The sequence below is a fragment of the Actinopolymorpha cephalotaxi genome, assembly GCF_013408535.1.
Classification (GTDB): Bacteria; Actinomycetota; Actinomycetes; order Propionibacteriales; family Actinopolymorphaceae; genus Actinopolymorpha; species Actinopolymorpha cephalotaxi.
This window is the reverse complement of the sequence record NZ_JACBZA010000001.1, coordinates 1,073,753-1,092,637: the sequence shown is the minus strand read 5'-3', so window position 1 is coordinate 1,092,637 and position 18,885 is coordinate 1,073,753. Positions and strand designations below refer to the sequence as shown.

17 protein-coding genes and 1 riboswitch are annotated in these 18,885 nt (G+C 73.8%); of the genes, 1 reads left to right on the top strand and 16 read right to left on the bottom strand.

Annotation, left to right across the window (positions count from 1 at the left end):
* The 6 genes from ligA to FHR37_RS04945 all read right to left on the bottom strand — a co-directional run bounded on the left by ligA (window position 1) and on the right by FHR37_RS04945 (window position 7,964).
* On the bottom strand, window positions 1-2,121 hold the full coding sequence (gene ligA, locus FHR37_RS04970; RefSeq protein WP_092888862.1) for an NAD-dependent DNA ligase LigA: 2,121 nt from the start codon (window positions 2,119-2,121) through the stop codon (window positions 1-3).
* Between the two features lie 10 nt (window positions 2,122-2,131).
* A complete protein-coding gene (locus FHR37_RS04965; RefSeq protein WP_092888673.1) occupies window positions 2,132-3,709 on the bottom strand; it encodes an N-acyl-D-amino-acid deacylase family protein in 1,578 nt (525 codons plus the stop codon).
* A gap of 82 nt (window positions 3,710-3,791) precedes the next feature.
* Complete coding sequence (locus FHR37_RS04960) at window positions 3,792-5,312, bottom strand: Na+/H+ antiporter NhaC family protein (protein WP_202818358.1); 1,521 nt, start codon at window positions 5,310-5,312, stop codon at window positions 3,792-3,794.
* Window positions 5,313-5,360: 48 nt separating this feature from the next.
* A complete protein-coding gene (menC, locus tag FHR37_RS04955) occupies window positions 5,361-6,482 on the bottom strand; it encodes an o-succinylbenzoate synthase (protein WP_092888670.1) in 1,122 nt (373 codons plus the stop codon).
* A 4-nt stretch (window positions 6,483-6,486) separates the two neighbouring features.
* On the bottom strand, window positions 6,487-7,122 hold the full coding sequence (locus FHR37_RS04950; protein ID WP_092888667.1) for a MurR/RpiR family transcriptional regulator: 636 nt from the start codon (window positions 7,120-7,122) through the stop codon (window positions 6,487-6,489).
* On the bottom strand, window positions 7,119-7,964 hold the full coding sequence (locus FHR37_RS04945; protein WP_092888664.1) for a hypothetical protein: 846 nt from the start codon (window positions 7,962-7,964) through the stop codon (window positions 7,119-7,121). Before FHR37_RS04945 ends, FHR37_RS04950 begins: the two co-directional genes overlap by 4 nt.
* Window positions 7,965-8,246: 282 nt before the next feature.
* Here FHR37_RS04945 and FHR37_RS04940 point away from each other — a divergent pair, with 282 nt between their 5' ends.
* On the top strand, window positions 8,247-9,452 hold the full coding sequence (locus FHR37_RS04940; protein WP_092888661.1) for a M20/M25/M40 family metallo-hydrolase: 1,206 nt from the start codon (window positions 8,247-8,249) through the stop codon (window positions 9,450-9,452).
* A gap of 8 nt (window positions 9,453-9,460) precedes the next feature.
* Here the strand turns inward: FHR37_RS04940 and FHR37_RS04935 are convergent, their stop codons facing one another.
* The 10 genes from FHR37_RS04935 to FHR37_RS04890 form a co-directional block, all read right to left on the bottom strand.
* Entirely contained in the window at window positions 9,461-10,360 is a 900-nt protein-coding gene (locus tag FHR37_RS04935; protein WP_092888658.1) for an alpha/beta fold hydrolase, read from the bottom strand.
* Window positions 10,357-11,064, bottom strand: a complete 708-nt coding sequence (locus FHR37_RS04930; protein ID WP_237769071.1) for a TetR/AcrR family transcriptional regulator — start codon at window positions 11,062-11,064, stop codon at window positions 10,357-10,359. The genes FHR37_RS04935 and FHR37_RS04930 overlap by 4 nt, the downstream gene beginning before the upstream one ends.
* Before the next feature lie 69 nt (window positions 11,065-11,133).
* Window positions 11,134-12,219 carry a methionine synthase gene (locus FHR37_RS04925; RefSeq protein ID WP_237769070.1) on the bottom strand — a complete coding sequence of 362 codons (1,086 nt, stop codon included), beginning with the start codon at window positions 12,217-12,219 and terminating at the stop codon, window positions 11,134-11,136.
* 47 nt (window positions 12,220-12,266) lie between these two features.
* The gene (gene mnmA, locus FHR37_RS04920; RefSeq protein WP_092888651.1) at window positions 12,267-13,358 is read right to left on the bottom strand and encodes a tRNA 2-thiouridine(34) synthase MnmA; all 1,092 of its coding nucleotides are present in this window, start codon (window positions 13,356-13,358) and stop codon (window positions 12,267-12,269) included.
* A complete protein-coding gene (locus tag FHR37_RS04915; RefSeq protein ID WP_092888853.1) occupies window positions 13,358-14,575 on the bottom strand; it encodes a cysteine desulfurase family protein in 1,218 nt (405 codons plus the stop codon). Before FHR37_RS04915 ends, mnmA begins: the two co-directional genes overlap by 1 nt.
* Window positions 14,576-14,660: 85 nt before the next feature.
* Window positions 14,661-15,326, bottom strand: coding sequence for a TenA family protein (locus FHR37_RS04910; RefSeq protein ID WP_202884476.1), 666 nt, complete (start codon window positions 15,324-15,326; stop codon window positions 14,661-14,663).
* Window positions 15,327-15,337: 11 nt separating this feature from the next.
* Window positions 15,338-16,174, bottom strand: coding sequence for a bifunctional hydroxymethylpyrimidine kinase/phosphomethylpyrimidine kinase (gene thiD / locus FHR37_RS04905; RefSeq protein WP_092888645.1), 837 nt, complete (start codon window positions 16,172-16,174; stop codon window positions 15,338-15,340).
* Complete coding sequence (thiE, locus tag FHR37_RS04900; protein ID WP_092888642.1) at window positions 16,171-16,839, bottom strand: thiamine phosphate synthase; 669 nt, start codon at window positions 16,837-16,839, stop codon at window positions 16,171-16,173. The genes thiD and thiE overlap by 4 nt, the downstream gene beginning before the upstream one ends.
* A 2-nt stretch (window positions 16,840-16,841) precedes the next feature.
* A complete protein-coding gene (gene thiM / locus FHR37_RS04895) occupies window positions 16,842-17,651 on the bottom strand; it encodes a hydroxyethylthiazole kinase (RefSeq protein WP_092888639.1) in 810 nt (269 codons plus the stop codon).
* A riboswitch (TPP riboswitch) is annotated at window positions 17,644-17,742 on the bottom strand. Its footprint overlaps the gene before it by 8 nt.
* An 89-nt stretch (window positions 17,743-17,831) precedes the next feature.
* Window positions 17,832-18,794: an electron transfer flavoprotein subunit alpha/FixB family protein gene (locus FHR37_RS04890; protein WP_092888636.1), complete on the bottom strand. Its 963-nt coding sequence runs from the start codon at window positions 18,792-18,794 to the stop codon at window positions 17,832-17,834.
* Between the last annotated feature and the right edge of the window lie 91 nt (window positions 18,795-18,885).

Genomic DNA, 18,885 nt, shown 5'->3' with positions numbered 1-18,885 from the left:
TCACTCCTCGGTCTGGGCGGGCTGGGCGCGCTCGCGCGCGGCGTCGGGCCCGTCGGCCAGCAGCACCCGGAACCCCTCCTCGTCGAGGATCGGCACGCCGAGGTCGCGGGCCTTGTCGAACTTCGAGCCGGGGTTGTCGCCGGCCACCACGAAGCCGGTCTTCTTCGACACCGAGCCGGACGCCTTGCCGCCCTGGGCCTGGATCGCCTCGGACGCCTCGTCGCGGGAGAAGCCGTCCAGGCTGCCGGTGACCACGACCGTCACCCCGTCCAGCGGCCGCGGCCCCTGGTCGACGATCTCCTCCCGGAGCCGCACGCCGGCCGCCCGCCACTTCTCCACGATCTCGCGGTGCCAGTCGACGGAGAACCACTCGACCACCGACGCGGCGATGGTCGGCCCCACCCCCTCGACGGCGGCCAGCTCCTCCTCGCCGGCTTCGGCGATCCGGTCCAGGTCGCCGAACGTGCGGGCCAGCGCCTGCGCGGCGGTGGGACCGACGTGCCGGATGGACAGGGCGACCAGCACCCGCCACAGCGGCCGGGTGCGGGCCGCCTCCAGGTTGTCCAGCAGCCGCTTGGCGTTGGCCGACAGCGCACCGGCCTTGGTGGTGAAGAAGTCCGCACCCTTCAGCTGCTCCGCGGTCAGCGCGAACAGGTCGCCCTCGTCGGCGATCAGGCCGCCGTCCAGCAACGCCGTGCCGGACTGGTAGCCGAGCACCTCGATGTCGAAGGCCCCCCGGCCGCCCAGGTGGAACAGCCGCTCCCGCAGCTGGGCCGGGCAGTGCCTGGTGTTGGGGCAGCGCAGGTCGGCGTCGCTCTCCTTCTCCGGCCGCAGCTCGGTGCCGCACTCCGGGCACCGGACGGGCATCTCGAACTCCCGCTCGGAGCCGTCGCGCAGGTCGGCGACCGGGCCGACGATCTCCGGGATCACGTCGCCGGCCTTGCGCAGCACCACGGTGTCGCCGATCAGGACGCCCTTGCGGCGTACCTCCGAACCGTTGTGCAGCGTGGCGTACTCCACCGTCGACCCGGCGACCTTGGTCGGCTCCATCACGCCGTAGGGGGTGACCCGGCCGGTGCGGCCGACGTTGACCCGGATGTCGATCAGCTTGGCGTTGACCTCCTCCGGCGGGAACTTGAACGCGATCGCCCACCGCGGCGCGCGCGACGTCGAGCCGAGCTGGCGCTGCAGGGTGATCTGGTCGACCTTCACCACCACGCCGTCGATCTCGTGGTCGAGGGAGTGCCGGCGCTCGCCGTAGTCGCGGGCGTAGGCGTCCACCTCCTCCAGCGTGCGGCGGACACCCACGTGGTCGCTGACCGGGATGCCCCAGGCGGCGAGGGTGGCGTAGGCCTCCGACAGCCGCTGCGGCTGCCAGCCCTGCGTACGCCCGATCCCGTGGGCGGTGAAGTGCAGCCGGCGGCGCGCGGTGACCCGGGGGTCCTTCTGGCGCAGCGATCCGGCCGCGGAGTTGCGCGGGTTGGCGAACGGTGGCTTGCCCGCCTCCACCAGCGCGGCGTTGAGCTCCTCGAAGTCGCGCACCCGGAAGTAGACCTCGCCGCGCACCTCGAGCACCTCGGGCGTGGGTGCGTCGGCCTTGGCCAGCTGGTGCGGGATGCCGTCGATGGTGCGGACGTTGAGTGTGACGTCCTCACCGACCCGGCCGTCGCCGCGGGTGGCCGCGCGCACCAGCCGGCCCCGCTCGTAGACCAGGTCGATGGCGAGGCCGTCGATCTTCAGCTCGCAGAGGTATTCGGCCTCGGTGCCGATCTCGCGTTCGACCCGGGCCGCCCAGGCCCGCAGCTCCTCCAGCGCGAACGCGTTGTCCAGCGACAGCAGGCGTTCGAGGTGCTCGACCGGCTCGAACTCCGTGGACCAGGTGCCGCTGACCCGCTGCGTCGGCGACTCCGGGGTGCGCAGCTCCGGATGGGCCTCCTCGAGCGCCTTCAGCTCCCGCATCAGCGCGTCGTAGTCGGCGTCGGAGGCCGTCGGCCGGTCGAGCACGTAGTAGCGGTAGTTGTGCTCCTCGATCTCCTGGGACAGCACGGAGTGCCGCTCCAGCGCCTCGGTGGGGACGCCCGCGACCTTGGTCTTCGCCGACTTCGACGCGCTCTTCGCCATGCCCCGAACGCTACCGCCGCCCGCCGACAACCCGGCCCGGAGCGGCACCGGTGGCGGCGCCGTTCTCCCACACCGGCGTACCGGCCAGGAAGGTGTACGACACTCCGCGCGCGAGCTGCCACGGTGCGTCGTAAGACGAGGGGTCGGCCACCTCGGCCGGGTCGAACACCGCGAGGTCGGCGACCGCGCCGGGACGCACCACGCCGCGGTCGCGCCAGCCCAGCCGGGCGGCCGGCAGCGAGGTCATCTTCGCCACTGCTGTGGGCAGGTCCAGCACCCCCGCCCGCACGTAGTGGCCGAGCACCCTGGCGAACGTCCCGAAGCTGCGCGGGTGCGGCGTACCGGCGCCGGGGCAGTCGAGGATCCAGCCGTCGCTGGCCACCGCGACCGCCGGGTCGGCGAGGATCGTGCGTACGTCGTCCTCGGCCATGCCGTGGCTGATGATCGAGGCCACCCCGCGCTGGCGGCGCAAAAGGTCGACGGCCGTCTCCGCGGGTGACAGGCCGACCGCACCGGCGATGGCCGCGAGGTCCTTGCCGAGGTGTGCGCGGTACGGACCGTCCGGGGTGTCGGACAGCACGATCCGCTCGGGCAGGAAGGTCGTTCCGGTCCGGGCGGTGAGGTCGGCGACCAACTTGTCCCGGTCCTCCGCGCGCTCCAGCCGCTCCCGCAGCGCCGCCACCCCGCCGTCCATCGCCCAGCCCGGCAGCCGGGCGGTGAGCGTGGTGCTGGACGCGGTGTAGGGGTACTGGTCGCCGTGCGCGTCCACACCGTCGCGCCGCGCCCGGGCCAGGGTCTGCAGAACCCTGCCCACCCGGCCCCAGTTGGCCGGGCCGACGGCCTTGAGGTGGGAGACCTGCACGCGGACGCCGGTACGCCGGCCGACCTCCAGCGCCTCCTCCACCGCCTCGTCCAGTCCGTCGCCCTCGTCGCGGATGTGGGTGGAGTAGAGCCGCCCGGCGGCGGCGACCGGCTCGGCCACCGCGGCCAGCTCCTCCGCCCTGGCGTACGACGCGGGCGCGTAGATCAGCCCGCTGGACAGTCCCGCGACGCCGTCGGCCACCGCCTCCGCGACCAGCGACCGCATCCGGTCCAGCTCGGCCGGCGTGGGCGCCCGGTCGGCCACGCCCATCGCACCGATGCGGACCGCACCATGGCCTACCTGCAAGGCGAGGTTGACACCGAGAGGAAGGCGTTCGACGGCCGCGGCGTACTCCCCCGCGCCCGACCACTCCCACGGCAGGTCCGCGTCCAGGAAGCCCGCGTGCACGCGCAACTCGTCCTCGTGCTCGGGCACCACCGGGAACGGCGAGAAGCCGCAGTTGCCGGTGACCAGGGTGGTGACGCCCTGCGCGATCTGGGTGAGTGCGCCCGGTGTGCCGAACACGGTGAAGTCCGCGTGGGAGTGCAGGTCCACGAAACCCGGGCAGACCACCGCGCCGGTCACGTCGATCCGGCGCCGCGCCTGGGTTCTGGGAACGCTGCCCACCAAGGCGATCCGGCCGTCCTCGACTGCCACGTCGGCCACGGTGCCGGGCGCACCCGTTCCGTCCAGGACGGTTCCGCCGGCGAGTACCACGTCGTACATGTGCTGACCTCCGGATGGCAGTCGGGTCGGTCCGGGCTCGGAGCGACCCGGTCGGCTCGGGCGTCAAGGCGGGGTTGCGGGGTCAGGTCATGAACGCCAGCAGGATCGCGTACATCACACAGGCCGGGACCATCACCAGCCAGCCTGTCAACAACACGTTGCGGAGGTTCCGCGAGCGGGCCAGGCCCATGGCGCCGATCATGTTGGCGTTCGGGAACGGCCCGTAGGTGTCGCCCTTGGACGCCCACAGCAACACGATGACCCAGGCGCTCGCCGACACCCCGAGGGTCGCGCCCAGCCCACCGAACACCTTGTCCAGCAGGACGACCTGGGCCGCCGTCGCCCCCGGCACACCGACCCAGCCGAGCAGCCCGATCGCCACCGCGAACGGGAACGCGCCGAGGTGGGACAGCTGGGAGCCGAACGTGTCCAGGACGACGTCGTACGGCTTCAGCCACTGGTCGATGATCCCGAACAACGCGGCCAGCAACCAGAACAGCAGGAAGATGCTGAGCAGCCGGGCGCCGCCGCGGTACATCAGGCCCGCGATCTCGACGCTGCCCAGCCCACCGGCGAAGCCGGTGACGATGCCGAGCAACGGCAGGGCCAGTAGCGGGAACGCCGTACCCGCGTTGGTCACCGTGGCGTAGACCACGCTCACCACCAGCAGGACGAGGAACGCGGCGGTGGCCCTTCCCGCCCTGGGGTTGCGGGGGGTGTCCGCGGCGTCGTCGGAGGCCTCCTCCGCGGTGTAGAAGTCGTCGCCGCGGGCGGCCGTACGCCGCTGCATCCACGGCACGATCAGCATGGCCAGCGCGATCGACAGCACGGCCAGCGGCCCGGCGCCGACCCGCAGGTAGGTGAGGTAGTCGACGTCGGCCGCGGACAGGATGGCGACGTTGGAGCCGGCGAACGGCGCCAGCGCCAGGCCCGCGCACCCGCCGACGAACATCATCGACGCGGTGGCCGAACGGGTGAAGCCCATCCGGGCGGTGACGGGGATCAGGATGGGTGCGGCGATGGCCAGCGCGCCGGCCAGGGTGCCGAGGCTCGCGACCAGCACCAGGCAGGCGAGCATCACCCCGAACGTCACCGCGTGCCGGCTGCGTTCGCCCACCGTGCGCATGATCGCGCTGACGATGGTGTCGGCCACCCCGGTGACGCGCAGCACCTCACCGACCCCGGCGCCCAGCACGATGATCAGGCCGATCATCGTCACCAGGTCACCCAGGGAGGTGCCGAGGAGTTCGCCCACCTCGGTGGGTGGCCGGGCCGCGATCAGGATTCCGGAGAATACGGCGACGACCGTGGCGACCACGATGTCCAGGCCGAGCAGGCACAGCGCCGCGTACAGCAGGATCGGGAGCAGTCCCCACAACGTCGGCGCCTGCACCACCTGGCCGAGCACCAGCGAGGCGAGCAGGCCGGCCAGCGCGATCGCCGTGCAGATCCGGCGGCGCGCGGGCGGCAGCCCCACCGCGTACGCGTTGGACCCCCCGGTCTCGGCTCCGGGCTTCGTTGGCTGATCGGTCTCGGCTCCGGGCTTGGTGGGCTGGTCGGTCTCGGCGGACTTCGCCGGCGGGCCAGGTCGGGACTCGGACACGGCGCTCCTTCGTCGGTGCTGGGGTTTCCGGCAGGTGCGCGGGCGGGGTCAGCCGGCGGACACCCGGGCCGTACGCGAGGAGATCTCCCGTACGAACTCCTCGTCGACCTGGTGCCCGCTGCCCGCCTGCTTCCACGGAACGTCGACCAGCCCGCGGTCGGCGGTGACCGGCGGGCGCACGACATCGCGGGCGTAGTACTTCTCCGACGCGGACACGTCGGAGGGCAACGTGAAACCGGGCAGGCTGGACAGCGCGACGTTGGCCGCGCGCCCGATCCCGAACTCGTGCATGCCGCCGCACCACACCGGGACGTCGTGCTCGCGGGCGAGGTCGTGGGCCGCGACCGCCGCGGTCAGCCCGCCCATCCGGGACACCTTGATGTTCAGGATCGCGACCGCGTCCAGGGCCAGCGCGGTGCGCAGGTCGTGCAGGTCGGCGACCGACTCGTCCAGGCAGACGGGAGTACGCAGGACGCGGCGCAGCCGGGCGTGCGCCAGCAGGTCGCGGGGCGCGAACGGCTGCTCGACCATCGTCAGGCCGAAGTCGTCCAGCCCGCGCAGCGCCGCCAGGTGGTCGGGATCCTCGGTGTAGGCGCCGTTGGCGTCGACGTGCAGGTCCAGGTCGGGGAACGCCGCCCGCACGGCGCGGACCGGCTCGACGTCCCACCCCGGCGCGATCTTCAGCTTCACCCGCGGATAGCCCGCCTCGATCTGGCGGGCCACCTGCGCGACCAGGTCCTCCGGCGTGGGCTCGATGCCGAGGCTCACCCCGGCCACCACGCGGTCGCGGGTGCCGCCGAGCGCGCGAGCCAGCGGTGTGCCGGTCGCGGTGGCCCACAGGTCCCAGCACGCCAGGTCCACCCCGGCCTTGGCGAACTCGTTCCCGCGTACCTTCGACCACAGCGCCGCCACCTCGCGCGGGTGCGACCAGCCGGTGCCGAGCACGGCCGGCAGCAGGTACTGCTCGGCGACGTGCCAGCAACTCTGCACCGTCTCCGCGCAGTAGTACGGCCCGGACGGCGAGGCGATCTCGCCCCAGCCCACCGCGCCGTCGGCTCCGGTCACCCGGACCAGGATGTGTTCCAGGTAGGTCTTGCGGTGCGAGCTGGTCTCGAACTCGTGCACCAGCGGCAGCCGGGCCGCGAAGAGTTCGGCGGCGGTGATCTGCATGCGCTCAGGCCCCTTCGTAGAGTTCGAGGTCGCGGGTGACCTCCTCGCGCCGGGCGAGCCGGCGGCGGGCTCCCTTGGCGCTGGCCGCGGTCAGCGTGGCGAGGATGTGGGTCACCGCCGCGACCGCGGTCGGTGAGTCGACGTACGACGCACTGCGGGTGCCCACCACCACGGCCACCTCGGCCAGCCGGGCCAGCGAACTGTCCGGGCCGTCGGTGATGCCCACCACGGTGCCCCCGGCGGCGGCGAACTCCCGGGCCACCGCGATCGTCGCCTGCGTGTAGCGGCGGAAGGAGAAGGCGACCAGGACGTCGTCGGAGCGCACGTCGCACAGCACGTCCACCGGGCGGGCGGCGATGCCGTCGACCAGGGTGACGTTGGCCAGGCTGGCGGACAGGTCGATGGCCAGCAGGGCGGCGTACGCGGACGACTTCGAGCCGCCGATCACGAACCTGCGGCGGGCGGCGACGATCCGGGCGGCGGCCCGCTCCAGGGTGCCGTCGGTGCGGATCCGGTCGGCGGTCTCGGCGAGGTTGGCGGTCTCGTGGTCGAGCAGCCGGTCCAGCAGGATCGACGACGACGAACGCCGGCGCAGCCGGGCGCCGTACCGCTGGTCCGGACTGCTCGGGTCGGCGCTCATCGGGCGTCTCCAGGGGAGGCGAACAGGTAGACCGCGGTGTCCGGAGTGGTCCGGCGGCACGAGGTGAGGACGTACCCCGCGTCCAGCGCCTCCTCCAGCGCGCCGGCCACCCGGTCGCGGACGTCGCCGCCCCGGGCCGGGTCGGGCCCGCCGTGTGCACCCCAGCGGGCCGGGATCGCCAGCAGCCGGTGGCCGGTGGCGGTGACGCGGGTCGCCCCCCACGCGAGGTCGAGGTCGCCCCCTGGCTGCTCGGCCGGGTCGGTCGTGGGGCCGGTTGCCTCCGCTCCGTCCGGGTCGGTACGCCACTCCACGATCACCCGGTCGCTGCGGCCGGCGCCGTCGGTGACGCCGTAGTAGTCCCGGACGAACCACCGGCCGCGGGCGCCGAGAACGTCGAGGTTGAAGTGCGCGTTGCGGGCGAGCATCGGGTCGTACGCCCAGCGCATCGTCCCGACACCGGCGCGCGACGCCTCGGCGGCCTGGGCCCGCTTGAGCACCCGGCCGACGCCCTTCCCCTGCGCGGCCGCGTCGACCACGGCGGCCTGGGAGTAGTGGTAGGTCGCGCCGTCCTGCGTACCGACGAAACCGTAGGTGAACCCCACCAGCCGTCCGGACGGGTCGAAGGCGCCGAGCGCGGAGCCGCCGTTGCGCTGCAGTGCGACCAGGAGCTTCGGGGTCATCGCCGGGTCACCGGAGCCGAGACCGAACACCTGGCGATACAGCCCCACGGCGTCCTCGCGTTCGCGCTGGGTGCGCAGCGGCCGGGCCACGACAGCCGAGCCCGGTGTGGACGGCGTGGAGTGCGTGGACTGCACCGGACGCGTGGGCCGCGTGGCCTGCATGGCACCCCCAGCGAGGAACGGCGTCCGGCCGGGCCGGACGTCAACACGATGCGTATGTGTGGCGGGCGTGCTGGCGAGCACCTGCCGACACCGGCGAGGCAGCCACCACTAGACGAAGATACGCGACAGATAACCGCGAGATGTCTAGCAGGGATGCGAGGCCGAGGTCAATGCGTGCTCCGGGAATCCCCGTTCGAACAAGGCCCCGGCCGGACCGGAGCGCTCACCTCGCGCGCGGGTCGGTGACGAGGGGACGAGGATACGAGTCATATCCTGCGGGGCATGGATTCCCTCGAACGCCTCGTGCGCCGGGCCCGCGAGCTCGAGCCGCGGATGCGGGAACGGCTCGCCGCGTACGTCCACCACGAGACGCCCACCGGAGACGCGGACGCGCTGAACCGGCTCGGTGAGGTGCTCGCCGACCACTACACCGAGCTCGGCGCCACCGTGACGCCGGTCGCGAGCGACACCGGCGACCACCTGGTCGCCGCCTGGCCCGCCGGCGAGGCAATCACAGACGGCACCGACGGCACCGGCAGCACCACCGGCAGCGCGGCCGAGCGGCCGCACGTGGTGGTGCTCGGCCACCACGACACGGTGTGGCCGGTCGGCCAGCTCGCGGCGCGGATGCCGTACGTCGACGACGGGACGCTGATCCGCGGGCCGGGCGTGTTCGACATGAAGGGCGGCCTGGTCGCGTTCGAGACGGCGATCACGGTTCTGCGCGACTGCGACGTCCCCCTCGCCCAGCAGGTACGCCTGGTGGTCACCGCGGACGAGGAGATCGGCACGCCCACCGGCCGGGCGCTGGTCGAACGCGAGCTGGCCGGTGCGGCCGCGGCCCTCGGGCTGGAGCCGCCGCACCCGAAAGGCGGGCTGAAGACCGGCCGGCACGGGAGTACGCGGGTACGCCTGGAGGCCACCGGGGTGGAGGCGCACGCGGCGCTGGACCGTACCCGCGGCGTGTCCGCCATCGACGAGCTCGTCGACCAGCTGGTCGAGCTGCGGGGCATCGCGGCGGCCGAGGAACACGTGCTCTACAACGTCGGGACCGTGTACGGCGGCACCCGCACGAACGTCACCGCGGGGAAGGCCGGCGCCGAGCTCGGGTTCCGGTTCGGCGACGCCGAGGTCGAACGCCGGGTCCTGGACCAGCTGACCCGGCTCGAACCCATCCGCGAGAACGCCGGGATCCAGGCCAGGATCCTCACCAGCCGCCCGGCCTGGGCCGGCACCGGCAACGACGACCTGCTCGCTGCCGTGGTGGGGGCCGGTGAGCGGGTGGGGCAGCAGGTCCGGGGGTCGCACGCGCTCGGCGCCGCCGACACCAACTTCGCCGGCGCGGCCGGAGTGCCCGCACTGGACGGGTTCGGCCCACGCGGACGTGGAGCCCACGCGGTGCACGAGGAGATCGTGGCGGAGTCGCTGGTGGAGCGCGCCGCGCTGATCGCGTCCGTGCTGGCCTCCCCGCTCGGCCCGAGTTCCTGAGGTCTGCCCTAACCCGCACGAGAGGGCCGAGCGGCGAGCGCGGCAACGAAGGCGGCGATCTCGTCGGGGTTCTCCTCGGCCATGAAGTGGCCCGACGTCGTGGCCCGGAACTCCAGGTCCGGCGCCCACGCCTTCCACAGCGCCGCGGCGTCGAAGCCGAGCCGGGATCCCCAGTCCTGGGAGATGACGCCCACGGGCATGGTGAGCTTCGCGTCGCGCTCGCGGTCCTGGAGGTCCAGCTCGAGGTCCACGCTCGCGGTGGCGCGGTAGTCGGCGACAATGGAGTCGACCGCGGCGACCGAGCTGTCGATGTAGTGGTCGCGCTCCTGCTGGGTGAACGTCGTACCTGCTGGGTCCCACGCGTCCAGGAACGAGCCGAAGAACTCCGGTGCGACAGCGGCGATCATCTTCTCGGGGAGCCCGGCGGGCTGGGCCATGAGGTAGAGGTGCCAGGCCACCTTCGCGTTCACGCCCTGCAGCACCGCCCAGGTGTCCAGGGTGGGCAGCACGTCCAGGATGCCGAGGTAGTCCACGACCGCCGGGTGGTCCAGGCCGGCCCGAACGCCGACCAGGGCGCCGCGGTCGTGACCGACCAGGCCGAAGTGGTCGAACCCCAGGGCGGCCGCGACCTGGACGATGTCATTGGCCATCGTCCGCTTGGAGTACGTGTCCGGGTCGGTCCCGGACGGCTTGTCGCTGTCGCCGTAGCCGCGCAGGTCCGCGACGATCACGGTGTGCTCGTCCCGGAGCCGTCCGGCGACGTGCCTCCACATGTAGTGGGTCTGCGGGAACCCGTGGAGCAGGACCACGGCCGGGCCCTCGCCGCCGACCGCGACGTTGAGGCCGACGCCGTCCGCTCCGGGGAGGGTGCGGTAGTCGAAGCCGACGATGGTCAGGTGGGAGGTCATCGATTCTCCTTGGTGGCGGGCGGGAGTGTGTCCGGGACGGGAGGGCCCGGGTGTCCGGAGAAGATGCCGGCCGGCAGCGGGACCGGCGAGGTCGCGGATGCGCGCAGCGCGGGGATCACGATGGTGTCGACCAGCGCGACGAGGTACTCCTCGCCGGCCGGCAGGCCGTTGATCCGGCGAAGCAGCAGCGCGGCACCGACGACTTCCTCGAAGGCGAAGGGGTCCGTCCCGGCGGGAAGGTCACCACGGGCGACGGCGGCGTCGAGGACCTGCCGGGGCAGCCGGGCACCGGTGGGGCCCACCGAGTTCTCGATCGCCTCGCACAGCTCGGGATCCTCCAGGCCCGCCTGGAGGAGCAGCATCGCGGTCTGGCTGTCCGCCGCCCGCATCGTGCGGTCCAGCCGGCGGCACAGGCACAGCAGGTCCTCGCGCAGGCTGCCGGTGTCGATCGGCTCCGCGGCGCCGTCCTGGGCCGGTCCGGACCGCAGTGCCGCGATCACCATGTCCCGCTTGGTCTTCCAGCGGCGGTACAGGCTCGCCTTGGAGGCATTGCAGCGTCGCGCCACCTCCTCGTACGTGAGGCCGGCGTAGCCCGCTTCCGACAGCACCTCCAGGACGGCCGCCAGGATCCGGCGTTCCAGCCCCTCGTCCCGCGGACGCCCCGGCGACGACCGGCCGCCTTCGATCTTCTTTCGATACGACACGCGCCGTATCGTATTTCCTGTCAACCGCAGGTTGCGGCCGGGGCCCCCCGGTCAGTGCACCGGGGAGCGTCAGCTCGCGAGGTGCGCGGCCGCCTCCCGGGCCAGTCTCATCGCCGTACGCGCCCACGCCGGGTCCGCGCCGGCGAGCCCGCACGCGGGCGTGACCACGACACCGCGGGCCACCTCGTCCGCGGCGAACCCCAGCCGCCGCCAGAACGCCTGCACCGTCCGGGCCACGTCGGCGTCGGTGGGTCCGGGCGGGCCCGAGCGGCGGGGCGCGGCGCCGTCCGCGGCAGCAGCCGCGGTGCCCGGAGCGGGCCGAGCGGGCTCCTCGGGCCGCAGCGCGGGCACGGCACCGGCGAACAACGCCACGCCGGCCTCGACCGCCTCCGACAGCGGGTCCGCGTCGGCCTGGCCGAGCTTCTTCAGGTCGAACGACAGGCCGCGCGCCCCGGCGCGCACCAGCAGCGGGAACGGCGTTCCGGCCGCGCAGCTGTGCACGACCGGCACCGCGCCGGCGGCCACGATCGCCGCGATCACGCCGCCCAGCAGGTCGGTCGCCTCGTGCTCCTCGACCGGGCGGTAGCGGGAGAACCCGGAGGCCGTCGGCACCGATCCGCGCAGGACCGCGGGCATCGACGGTTCGTCGAGCTGGACCACCAGCGACGCACCCGGCACCCGGCGGTGCAGCTCGCGCAGGTGGACCGTCAGGCCCTCGGCCAGGGACTGCGCCAGGTCGCGGCGGGCACCGCTGTCCCCCACCACCCGGCCCCCGCGCGGGCGTTCGACCCCGGCGGCGAGCGTCAGCGGCCCGGTGAACTGGACCTTCAGCGGACCGCCGTAGGCCTGGGTCAGTTCTTCCAGCGCGTCCAGGTCGCGGGCCAGGGTGGAGCGAGCCCGGCGCTGGTCGAGCCCCTCACCCGGCACCAGCCGCCAGCCGGACGGCTGCAGGTCGACGCCGAGTTCGACCAGCAGCGCGCAGGCCCGCCCGATCATGTCGGAGCCGGGTCCCCGGCCGGGTAGCTCGGGCAGGTGCGGCAGGTCGGGCAGCTCGCCCAGCACGACCCGGGTTGCTTCCAGCGGATCGTCGTACGGCAGCGATCCGACGCCGGTCGCGGCACCCGGACGCCAGGGCATTTCGATGGGGTTCGGCACCCGCAAAGCCTACGGGCGACGGTCGGCGCCGAGCTCGGCGCGCGGGTTCAGTTCGTGGCCGGGGTGGCGGGGGCCGTGGAGGAGATGGTGGCCGATCCGATCACCCGGGTGCCGGCGTAGATCACCACCGCCTGGCCGGGCGCGACGCCGGTGGCCGGCTCGGCGAGCTCGACCCGGAGCACGTCGTCGTCCACCCACGCCCGCGCGGGCAGCGTGTCGCCGTGCGCGCGGATCTGCGCCCGGCATTCCACCGGACCGGCCGGCGCCGGGCCGCACCACCGCGGCTGGGTGCCCTCGATGTGCGCGACGGTCAGCCGGTCGCGGGGTCCGACGGTGACGGTGCGGCTCACGGGTTCGATGGACAGGACGTAGCGGGGCTTGCCGTCGTCGGCCGGCCGGCCGAGGCGCAGGCCCCGGCGCTGGCCGACGGTGAACGCGTACGCCGCGTCGTGCTCGGCCAGCACGGTGCCCTCCTCGTCGACCACCCTGCCGGGCTGCTCGCCGAGCTCGCGGGCCAGGAAGCCCGCCGTGTCGCCGTCGGCGACGAAGCAGATGTCGTGGCTGTCGGGCTTGTCGGCGACCGCGAGTCCGCGCTCGGCGGCCTCGGCCCGCACCGCCGACTTCGGCGACCCGCCGAGCGGGAAGTAGGCGTGGGCGAGCTGCTCGGCGGTGAGGACGCCGAGGACGTACGACTGGTCCTTGCCGGGGTCGACCGACCTGTGCAGCTCCCGGCCGGCGGGCCCGTCCACGAGCTGGGCGTAGTGGCCGGTGCAGACCGCGTCGAAGCCGAGCGCCAGCGCCCGGTCGAGCACCGCGGCGAACTTGATCTTCTCGTTGCAGCGCAGGCAGGGGTTGGGCGTGCGGCCGGCGGCGTACTCCTGCACGAAGTCGGTCACCACGTCGGCGTGGAACCGCTCGGCCAGATCCCAGACGTAGAACGGGATGCCGAGCACGTCGGCGGCCCGGCGGGCGTCGCGGGCGTCCTCCAGCGTGCAGCAGCCGCGGGCACCCGTGCGGTAGGACGACGGGTTGCGCGACAGCGCGAGGTGCACCCCGGTGACCTGGTGGCCGGCGTCCACCGCCCGCGCGGCCGCCACCGCGGAGTCGACCCCGCCGGACATCGCCGCCAGCACCCGCATCAGTTCCGTCCTCCGCTCACGTTGACCAGACCCGCGCTGCGGGCGCGCTCCACCACCGGGCCGATCGCAGCACCGAGCGCGTCGACGTCGGCGCGGGTGGAGGTGTGGCCCAGGCTGAACCGCAGCGAGCCGCGGGCACGCTCCTCGTCACGACCCATCGCCAGCAGCACGTGGCTCGCCTCGGCCACTCCCGCCGAGCACGCCGAGCCGGTGGAGCACTCGATGCCGCGCGCGTCGAGCAGCAGCAACAGCGAGTCGCCCTCGCAGCCGGGAAAGGAGAAGTGCGCGTTGCCCGGAAGCCTGCCGCCGGGATCGGGGTGCGCGGTGCCGGGGTCGCCGTTGAGCTCGGCATCGGGCACCGCGGCGAGGATCTCCTCGACCAGCTCGGCCCGGAGCCCGGCCAACCGGGCGGCGAGCCGCTCGCGACCGGCCGTGGCGGAGTCGACGGCGACGGCGAACGCCGCGATCGCGGCCACGTCGAGCGTGCCGGAGCGGACGTCGCGTTCCTGTCCCCCGCCGTGCAGCAGCGGCACCAGGTCGACCTGCCGGCGGACCACCAGGGCGCCCACGCCGACCGGGCCGCCCAGCTTGTGCCCGGTCACCGTCATCGCGTCCAGGCCGGACACCGCGAAGTCGACCGGAAGCTGGCCGACCGCCTGCACGGCGTCGGAGTGCACCGGGATGTCGTACCGCCCGGCGAGCTCGACCACCTCGGCGATCGGCTGGACGGTGCCCACCTCGTTGTTGGCCCACATCACGGTCACCAGCGCCACCGACTCGGGGTCGGCCTGCACGCTCGCCCGCAGCGCGGCCACGTCGACCCGGCCGTACGCGTCGACCGGGATCCACTCGACCTCGGCCCCGGCGAACGACTCCAGCCAGCGCACCGAGTCGAGCACGGCGTGGTGCTCGACGGCGCTGGCCAGCACGCGGCGGCGACGCGGGTCGGCGGCCCGGCGCGCCCAGAACAGGCCCTTGACGGCGAGGTTGTCCGCCTCGGTGCCGCCACCGGTGAAGACGATCTCCGACGGCCGGGCGCCGAGCGCCGCGGCCACCGACTCCCGGGACTCCTCCACCAGCCTGCGGGCGGCCCGGCCGGAGGCGTGCAGGGACGACGCGTTGCCCAGCCGGGAAAGCTGGGCGGTCATCGCGGCCACCGCCTCCGGGAGCATCGGGGTGGTCGCGGCATGATCGAGGTAGGTACGTGGTGCCGTCATCTCAGGGTTCAGCGTAATGACCACCGCCGACAGCCGTTCCACCCGCCGTTCCACCGCCGGTCGCCGCCATCGAGGCTCAGCCGGGTCAGCCCTGGGGCGGCCAGCCCTCCTGCCGCCACGCGGCGTCCCAGAACATCCACTCCCAGGCTGTCGCCCGGGCGAACGCCTCGTGCATGCGGTCCAGCGTGGCCGGGTCGGCCACCGCGGCCGTCCGGTCGGCGATCTCGCACACCCGCGCGGTGGACCGGGCGAACTCCTCGTCGGCGTAGGTGCCGATCCAGTCGCCGTACGGGTGGCCGGACAGATCACCGGCCGCCGCCAGCAGCCGCGTACCCACGTCCTGATAGATCCAGAAGCACGGCAGCAGCGCCGCGACCAGCTCGGCGTAGCCGCGGGTGTGCGCGACGCCGAGGAGGTACGACGTGTAGCCGACGCAGGTCGGCGACCGCTGGTACGCCGCCAGGTCCCGGACGTGCGTACGGTGCAGGTCCTGTTCGACCTCGATCGCGGTGTGCGCGGACTTCGCGAAGAAGGCGAGGTCCGCGCCGTTCGGCGCCTTCACCGCGGCGGCCGCGAGCGCCCGGGCGTAGTCGTCGAGGTAGAAGGTGTCCTGGGCGAGGTAGTACGCGAACCGCCCGCTGTCCAGGCTGCCGTCGCCGAGGGTCACCACGAACGGCAGCGCGTCGATCGCGGCCCGGCTGGCCGCGGTGGCCGTCCAGGCGTCCGAGCAGAACCCCGTCGATTCCGTCACCGCGTTCCCCGTCATCGCGCTCCCCACCAGGCGTGGAAGTGGTGCACCGGCCCGTGTCCCCCGCCGACGTCGAGGGAGTCGGCCGCGGCCAGCGCGGCAGTGAGGTAGTCCTTGGCGCCGACGACTGCGGTACGCCAGTCCGGCCGCTGGGGACGCAGCGCGGCGATCGCGGAGGAGAGCGTGCAGCCGGTGCCGTGCGTGTGCCGGGTGTGGATCCGCGGTGCTCGCAGCCACTCGGCGCCGTCGGCGTCGAGGTAGAGGTCGGCGGACTCCTCCGGGTCGTCGCCGTGCCCGCCCTTCAGCAGCACCCGGGGTACGCCGAGCGCACGGAGTTCGGCGGCCTGGCGTTCGACCTCGGCAGGCGTACGGGCCGGTGAGGTGCCCAGCAGGGCGGCGGCCTCGGGGAGGTTCGGGGTCACCAGGCCGGCCAGCGGGAGCAACTCGGTCCGTACCAGCGCCACCGCGTCCTCGGTGAGCAGCCGGTCCCCGCTGGAGGCCACCATCACCGGGTCGAGCACCACCGACGGAAGCCGGTCCCGATGGCGGCGCAGCGCCTCGGCGACGGTGTGCACGACGGTGGCGTCGGCGAGCATGCCGATCTTCACCGCGTCCACGCGGACGTCGGAGACGAGGGTGTCCACCTGCTCGGCGATGAACTCCGTCGGGAGGACGTGGATGCCGGTGACGCCGCGGGTGTTCTGCGCGGTCAGCGCCACCAGCACCGCCGTGCCGTAGGCGCCGAGGGCGGAGAACGTCTTCAGGTCGGCCTGGATGCCCGCCCCACCGGACGGGTCGCTGGTGGCGATGGTGAGCGCGACGGGCACCTGGCCGGACACGTGAGTGGTCATCGAACCTCCGTACGCAGGGCTCGGGCTGCGGCCGCCGGATCGGGCCGCCCGCACACGGCGCTGACCACCGCGATCCCGGCCACGCCGGTGGCGCGTACGGCGTCGGCGTTGTCCGGGCCGATGCCGCCGATCGCCACACAGGGCAGGCCGGCCGCGGCGGCGGCGGCGACGAGTTCGGCGAGCAGGCCCAGGCCGCGCGGGGACGCCGCGTCCGCCTTCGTCGTCTGGGCGAAGACCGGTCCGACGCCGAGGTAGTCCACCGTCCCCGGCGGCAGCGCGAGCGCTTCGTCGAGGTGGCCGGAGGTGTGCGCGGACAGTCCGATCCACACGTCCGGCCCGAGCAGCTCGCGGGCGTGCTCGGGCGGCAGGTCGGACTGGCCGAGGTGCACCCCGTCGGCGCCGAGCGCGTGCGCCACGTCGGCCCGGTCGTTGACGAACAGGGGTACGCCGGTGCCGGCGAGCGCCTCGCGTACCTCCGCGCCGGCCCGGAGCAGGTCCCGGGTGGTGGCGCCCGGGTCGCGCAGCTGCACCGCGCTCACTCCGCCGGCCACCGCCGCCCGCACGGTGGCGGCCACCCCGCGCGGGCCGCACAGCGCGGTGTCGGTGACGAGGTAGAGCGAGAGGTCGAGCGCGCGGCCCCGGCTGCCCGAGGGTTCAGGAGCCATCGTCAACCCAGCCTTGCGCCCGCGCGGATGCGGTCGGCGCCGGTGGCGTCCAGCTCGTCCAGCAGCGCGGTCGCGAACGACCCGGGCCGAGGCGCCCGCGCCGCCGCCGCCTCCCCGGCGAGGGTGAGCAGCACCGTCGCCGCCGTCGCGGCCAGCAGGGCGTCGCTGGTCACCGCGAGGCAGCCGGCGGTGAGCGCGCCGAGCACGCAGCCGACGCCGGTGATCCGGATCATCAACGGATGGCCGTTGGCGACCCGTACGGTGCGTTCGCCGTCGGTGAGCAGGTCGACCGGGCCGCTCACCGCCACCGTCAGGCCGTACGTGCCGGCCAGCGACCGGGCGGCCGGCCAGGCCTGTTCCGGGTCGGCGGTGGACTCCACGCCGCGGCCGCCGGCACCGCCGGTCAGGGCGAGCACCTCCGAGGCGTTTCCTCGTACGACCGCAGGGGGTGCGAGCGCGAGCAGGTCACCGGCCAGGGCGGTACGCCACGGCAGCGGACCGGCGGCCACGGGGTCGAGCACCCACGGACGTCCGGCCCGGGCCGCCGACGTCACCGACGCCCGCATGCCCTCGGCCGAGGCGTGGGTCACGGTGCCGAGGTTGACCAGCACCGCACCGGCGCCGGCGGCGAGCACCTGCGCGTCCTCGGGGGTGTCGGTCATCGCCGGGGACGCGCCCGCGGCGAGCAGCGCGTTGGCGGTGAAGTTGGCGACGACGAGATTGGTGAGGCAGTGCACCAGCGGCGCCTGGTCGCGGAGGTTCTCGCGTACTTCCGCTACGGCGTCCGCGGTGACGGACGTGGTCGTGACCATCGTGCGACAGTCCCTTCGCCAGCATGATCTGGATCAGGTTCGACGGGTGTGATCTCAGTCCCGGCCTTCGGGGACACCCCGCGTCACTGCGTCCGACCGTACCGGCCGGATGGTCGACGTGCGAACGCCGGTGCACGCGGTCGGCCCGCGTGCACCGGCGTCCACCCGGAACTCCCCGGCTCAGCCCTTGCGGCGGTTGATCTCCTCGGTCGCCTGCGGCAGCACCGCGTGCAGGTCGCCGACGACACCGAAGTCGGCCATCTCGAAGATCGGCGCCTCCGGATCCTTGTTGACCACCGCGATCGTCTTCGAGGTCTGCATGCCCGCCCGGTGCTGGATCGCGCCGGAGATTCCGGCGGCGAGGTACAGCTGCGGCGAGACGGTCTTGCCCGTCTGGCCGACCTGGTAGGCGTGGGGGTACCACCCGGCGTCCACCGCCGCGCGGGACGCGCCGACCGCGCCGCCGAGCGCGTCCGCGAGTCCCTCGACGACGGAGAAGTTGTCCGCCGAGCCGACCCCGCGCCCACCGGACACCACGATCGCCGCCTCGGTCAGCTCCGGGCGCCCGGTCTGGGTGCGCGGCGAGCGCTCCACCACCCGCGCGGCCCGGGCCCGCTCCGACACGGTGACGTCGGCCTTCTCCTCCACCGGCTGCGCGAGTGCGGGTTCGGGGGTGGCGGAGTTGGGCTTGACGGTCAGGATCGGCGTGCCGTGGGTGACCCGGGACCGGACGGTGTAGTTGCCGGCGAACACCGCCTGGGTGGCGAGGACCGTGCCGTCGCCGGGCTCGACGTCCACGACGTCGGTGAGAACGCCGGAGCCGAGCTTGATCGCGAGCCGCCCGGCGATCTCCTTGCCCTCCGCACCGGAGGTCAGCATGATCGCGGCCGGTGCGCTCCGCTCGGCGAGCTGGGCCAGCGCCTCCGCCTTGGGTGCGACGAGGTGGTCGGTCAGCTCCGGCTGCTCCAGCAGGTAGACCTTCTGGGCGCCGTACGTCGCCAGGGTGTCCTTGGCCTGCTCGTAGCCGGCGCCGACGAACACCGCGGAGGGTTCGCCGAGGCGCCGCGCGATGGTCAGCAGCTCGGTGGTGGTCTTGCGTACGACCCCGTCGACGTGGTCGACGAGAACCAGGATCTCGCTCATTTCGGCACGCTTCCTTGCAGTCGCTCAGCGGTCGGTCGCCCGTACCCGGATCGGTGGTCGAAGTTGGCAGCTCGCGGCTGGTCGCTGCGGT

Coding starts and splice junctions, on each gene's coding strand:
- ligA (WP_092888862.1), bottom strand. CDS start 2,121: ATGGCGAAGAGCGCGTCGAAGTCGGCGAAGACCAAGGTCGCGGGCGTC.
- FHR37_RS04965 (WP_092888673.1), bottom strand. CDS start 3,709: ATGTACGACGTGGTACTCGCCGGCGGAACCGTCCTGGACGGAACGGGT.
- menC (WP_092888670.1), bottom strand. CDS start 6,482: ATGCAGATCACCGCCGCCGAACTCTTCGCGGCCCGGCTGCCGCTGGTG.
- FHR37_RS04950 (WP_092888667.1), bottom strand. CDS start 7,122: ATGAGCGCCGACCCGAGCAGTCCGGACCAGCGGTACGGCGCCCGGCTG.
- FHR37_RS04945 (WP_092888664.1), bottom strand. CDS start 7,964: ATGCAGGCCACGCGGCCCACGCGTCCGGTGCAGTCCACGCACTCCACG.
- FHR37_RS04940 (WP_092888661.1), top strand. CDS start 8,247: ATGGATTCCCTCGAACGCCTCGTGCGCCGGGCCCGCGAGCTCGAGCCG.
- FHR37_RS04935 (WP_092888658.1), bottom strand. CDS start 10,360: ATGACCTCCCACCTGACCATCGTCGGCTTCGACTACCGCACCCTCCCC.
- mnmA (WP_092888651.1), bottom strand. CDS start 13,358: ATGCGGGTGCTGGCGGCGATGTCCGGCGGGGTCGACTCCGCGGTGGCG.
- FHR37_RS04915 (WP_092888853.1), bottom strand. CDS start 14,575: ATGACGGCACCACGTACCTACCTCGATCATGCCGCGACCACCCCGATG.
- thiD (WP_092888645.1), bottom strand. CDS start 16,174: ATGACCACTCACGTGTCCGGCCAGGTGCCCGTCGCGCTCACCATCGCC.
- thiE (WP_092888642.1), bottom strand. CDS start 16,839: ATGGCTCCTGAACCCTCGGGCAGCCGGGGCCGCGCGCTCGACCTCTCG.
- thiM (WP_092888639.1), bottom strand. CDS start 17,651: ATGGTCACGACCACGTCCGTCACCGCGGACGCCGTAGCGGAAGTACGC.
- FHR37_RS04890 (WP_092888636.1), bottom strand. CDS start 18,794: ATGAGCGAGATCCTGGTTCTCGTCGACCACGTCGACGGGGTCGTACGC.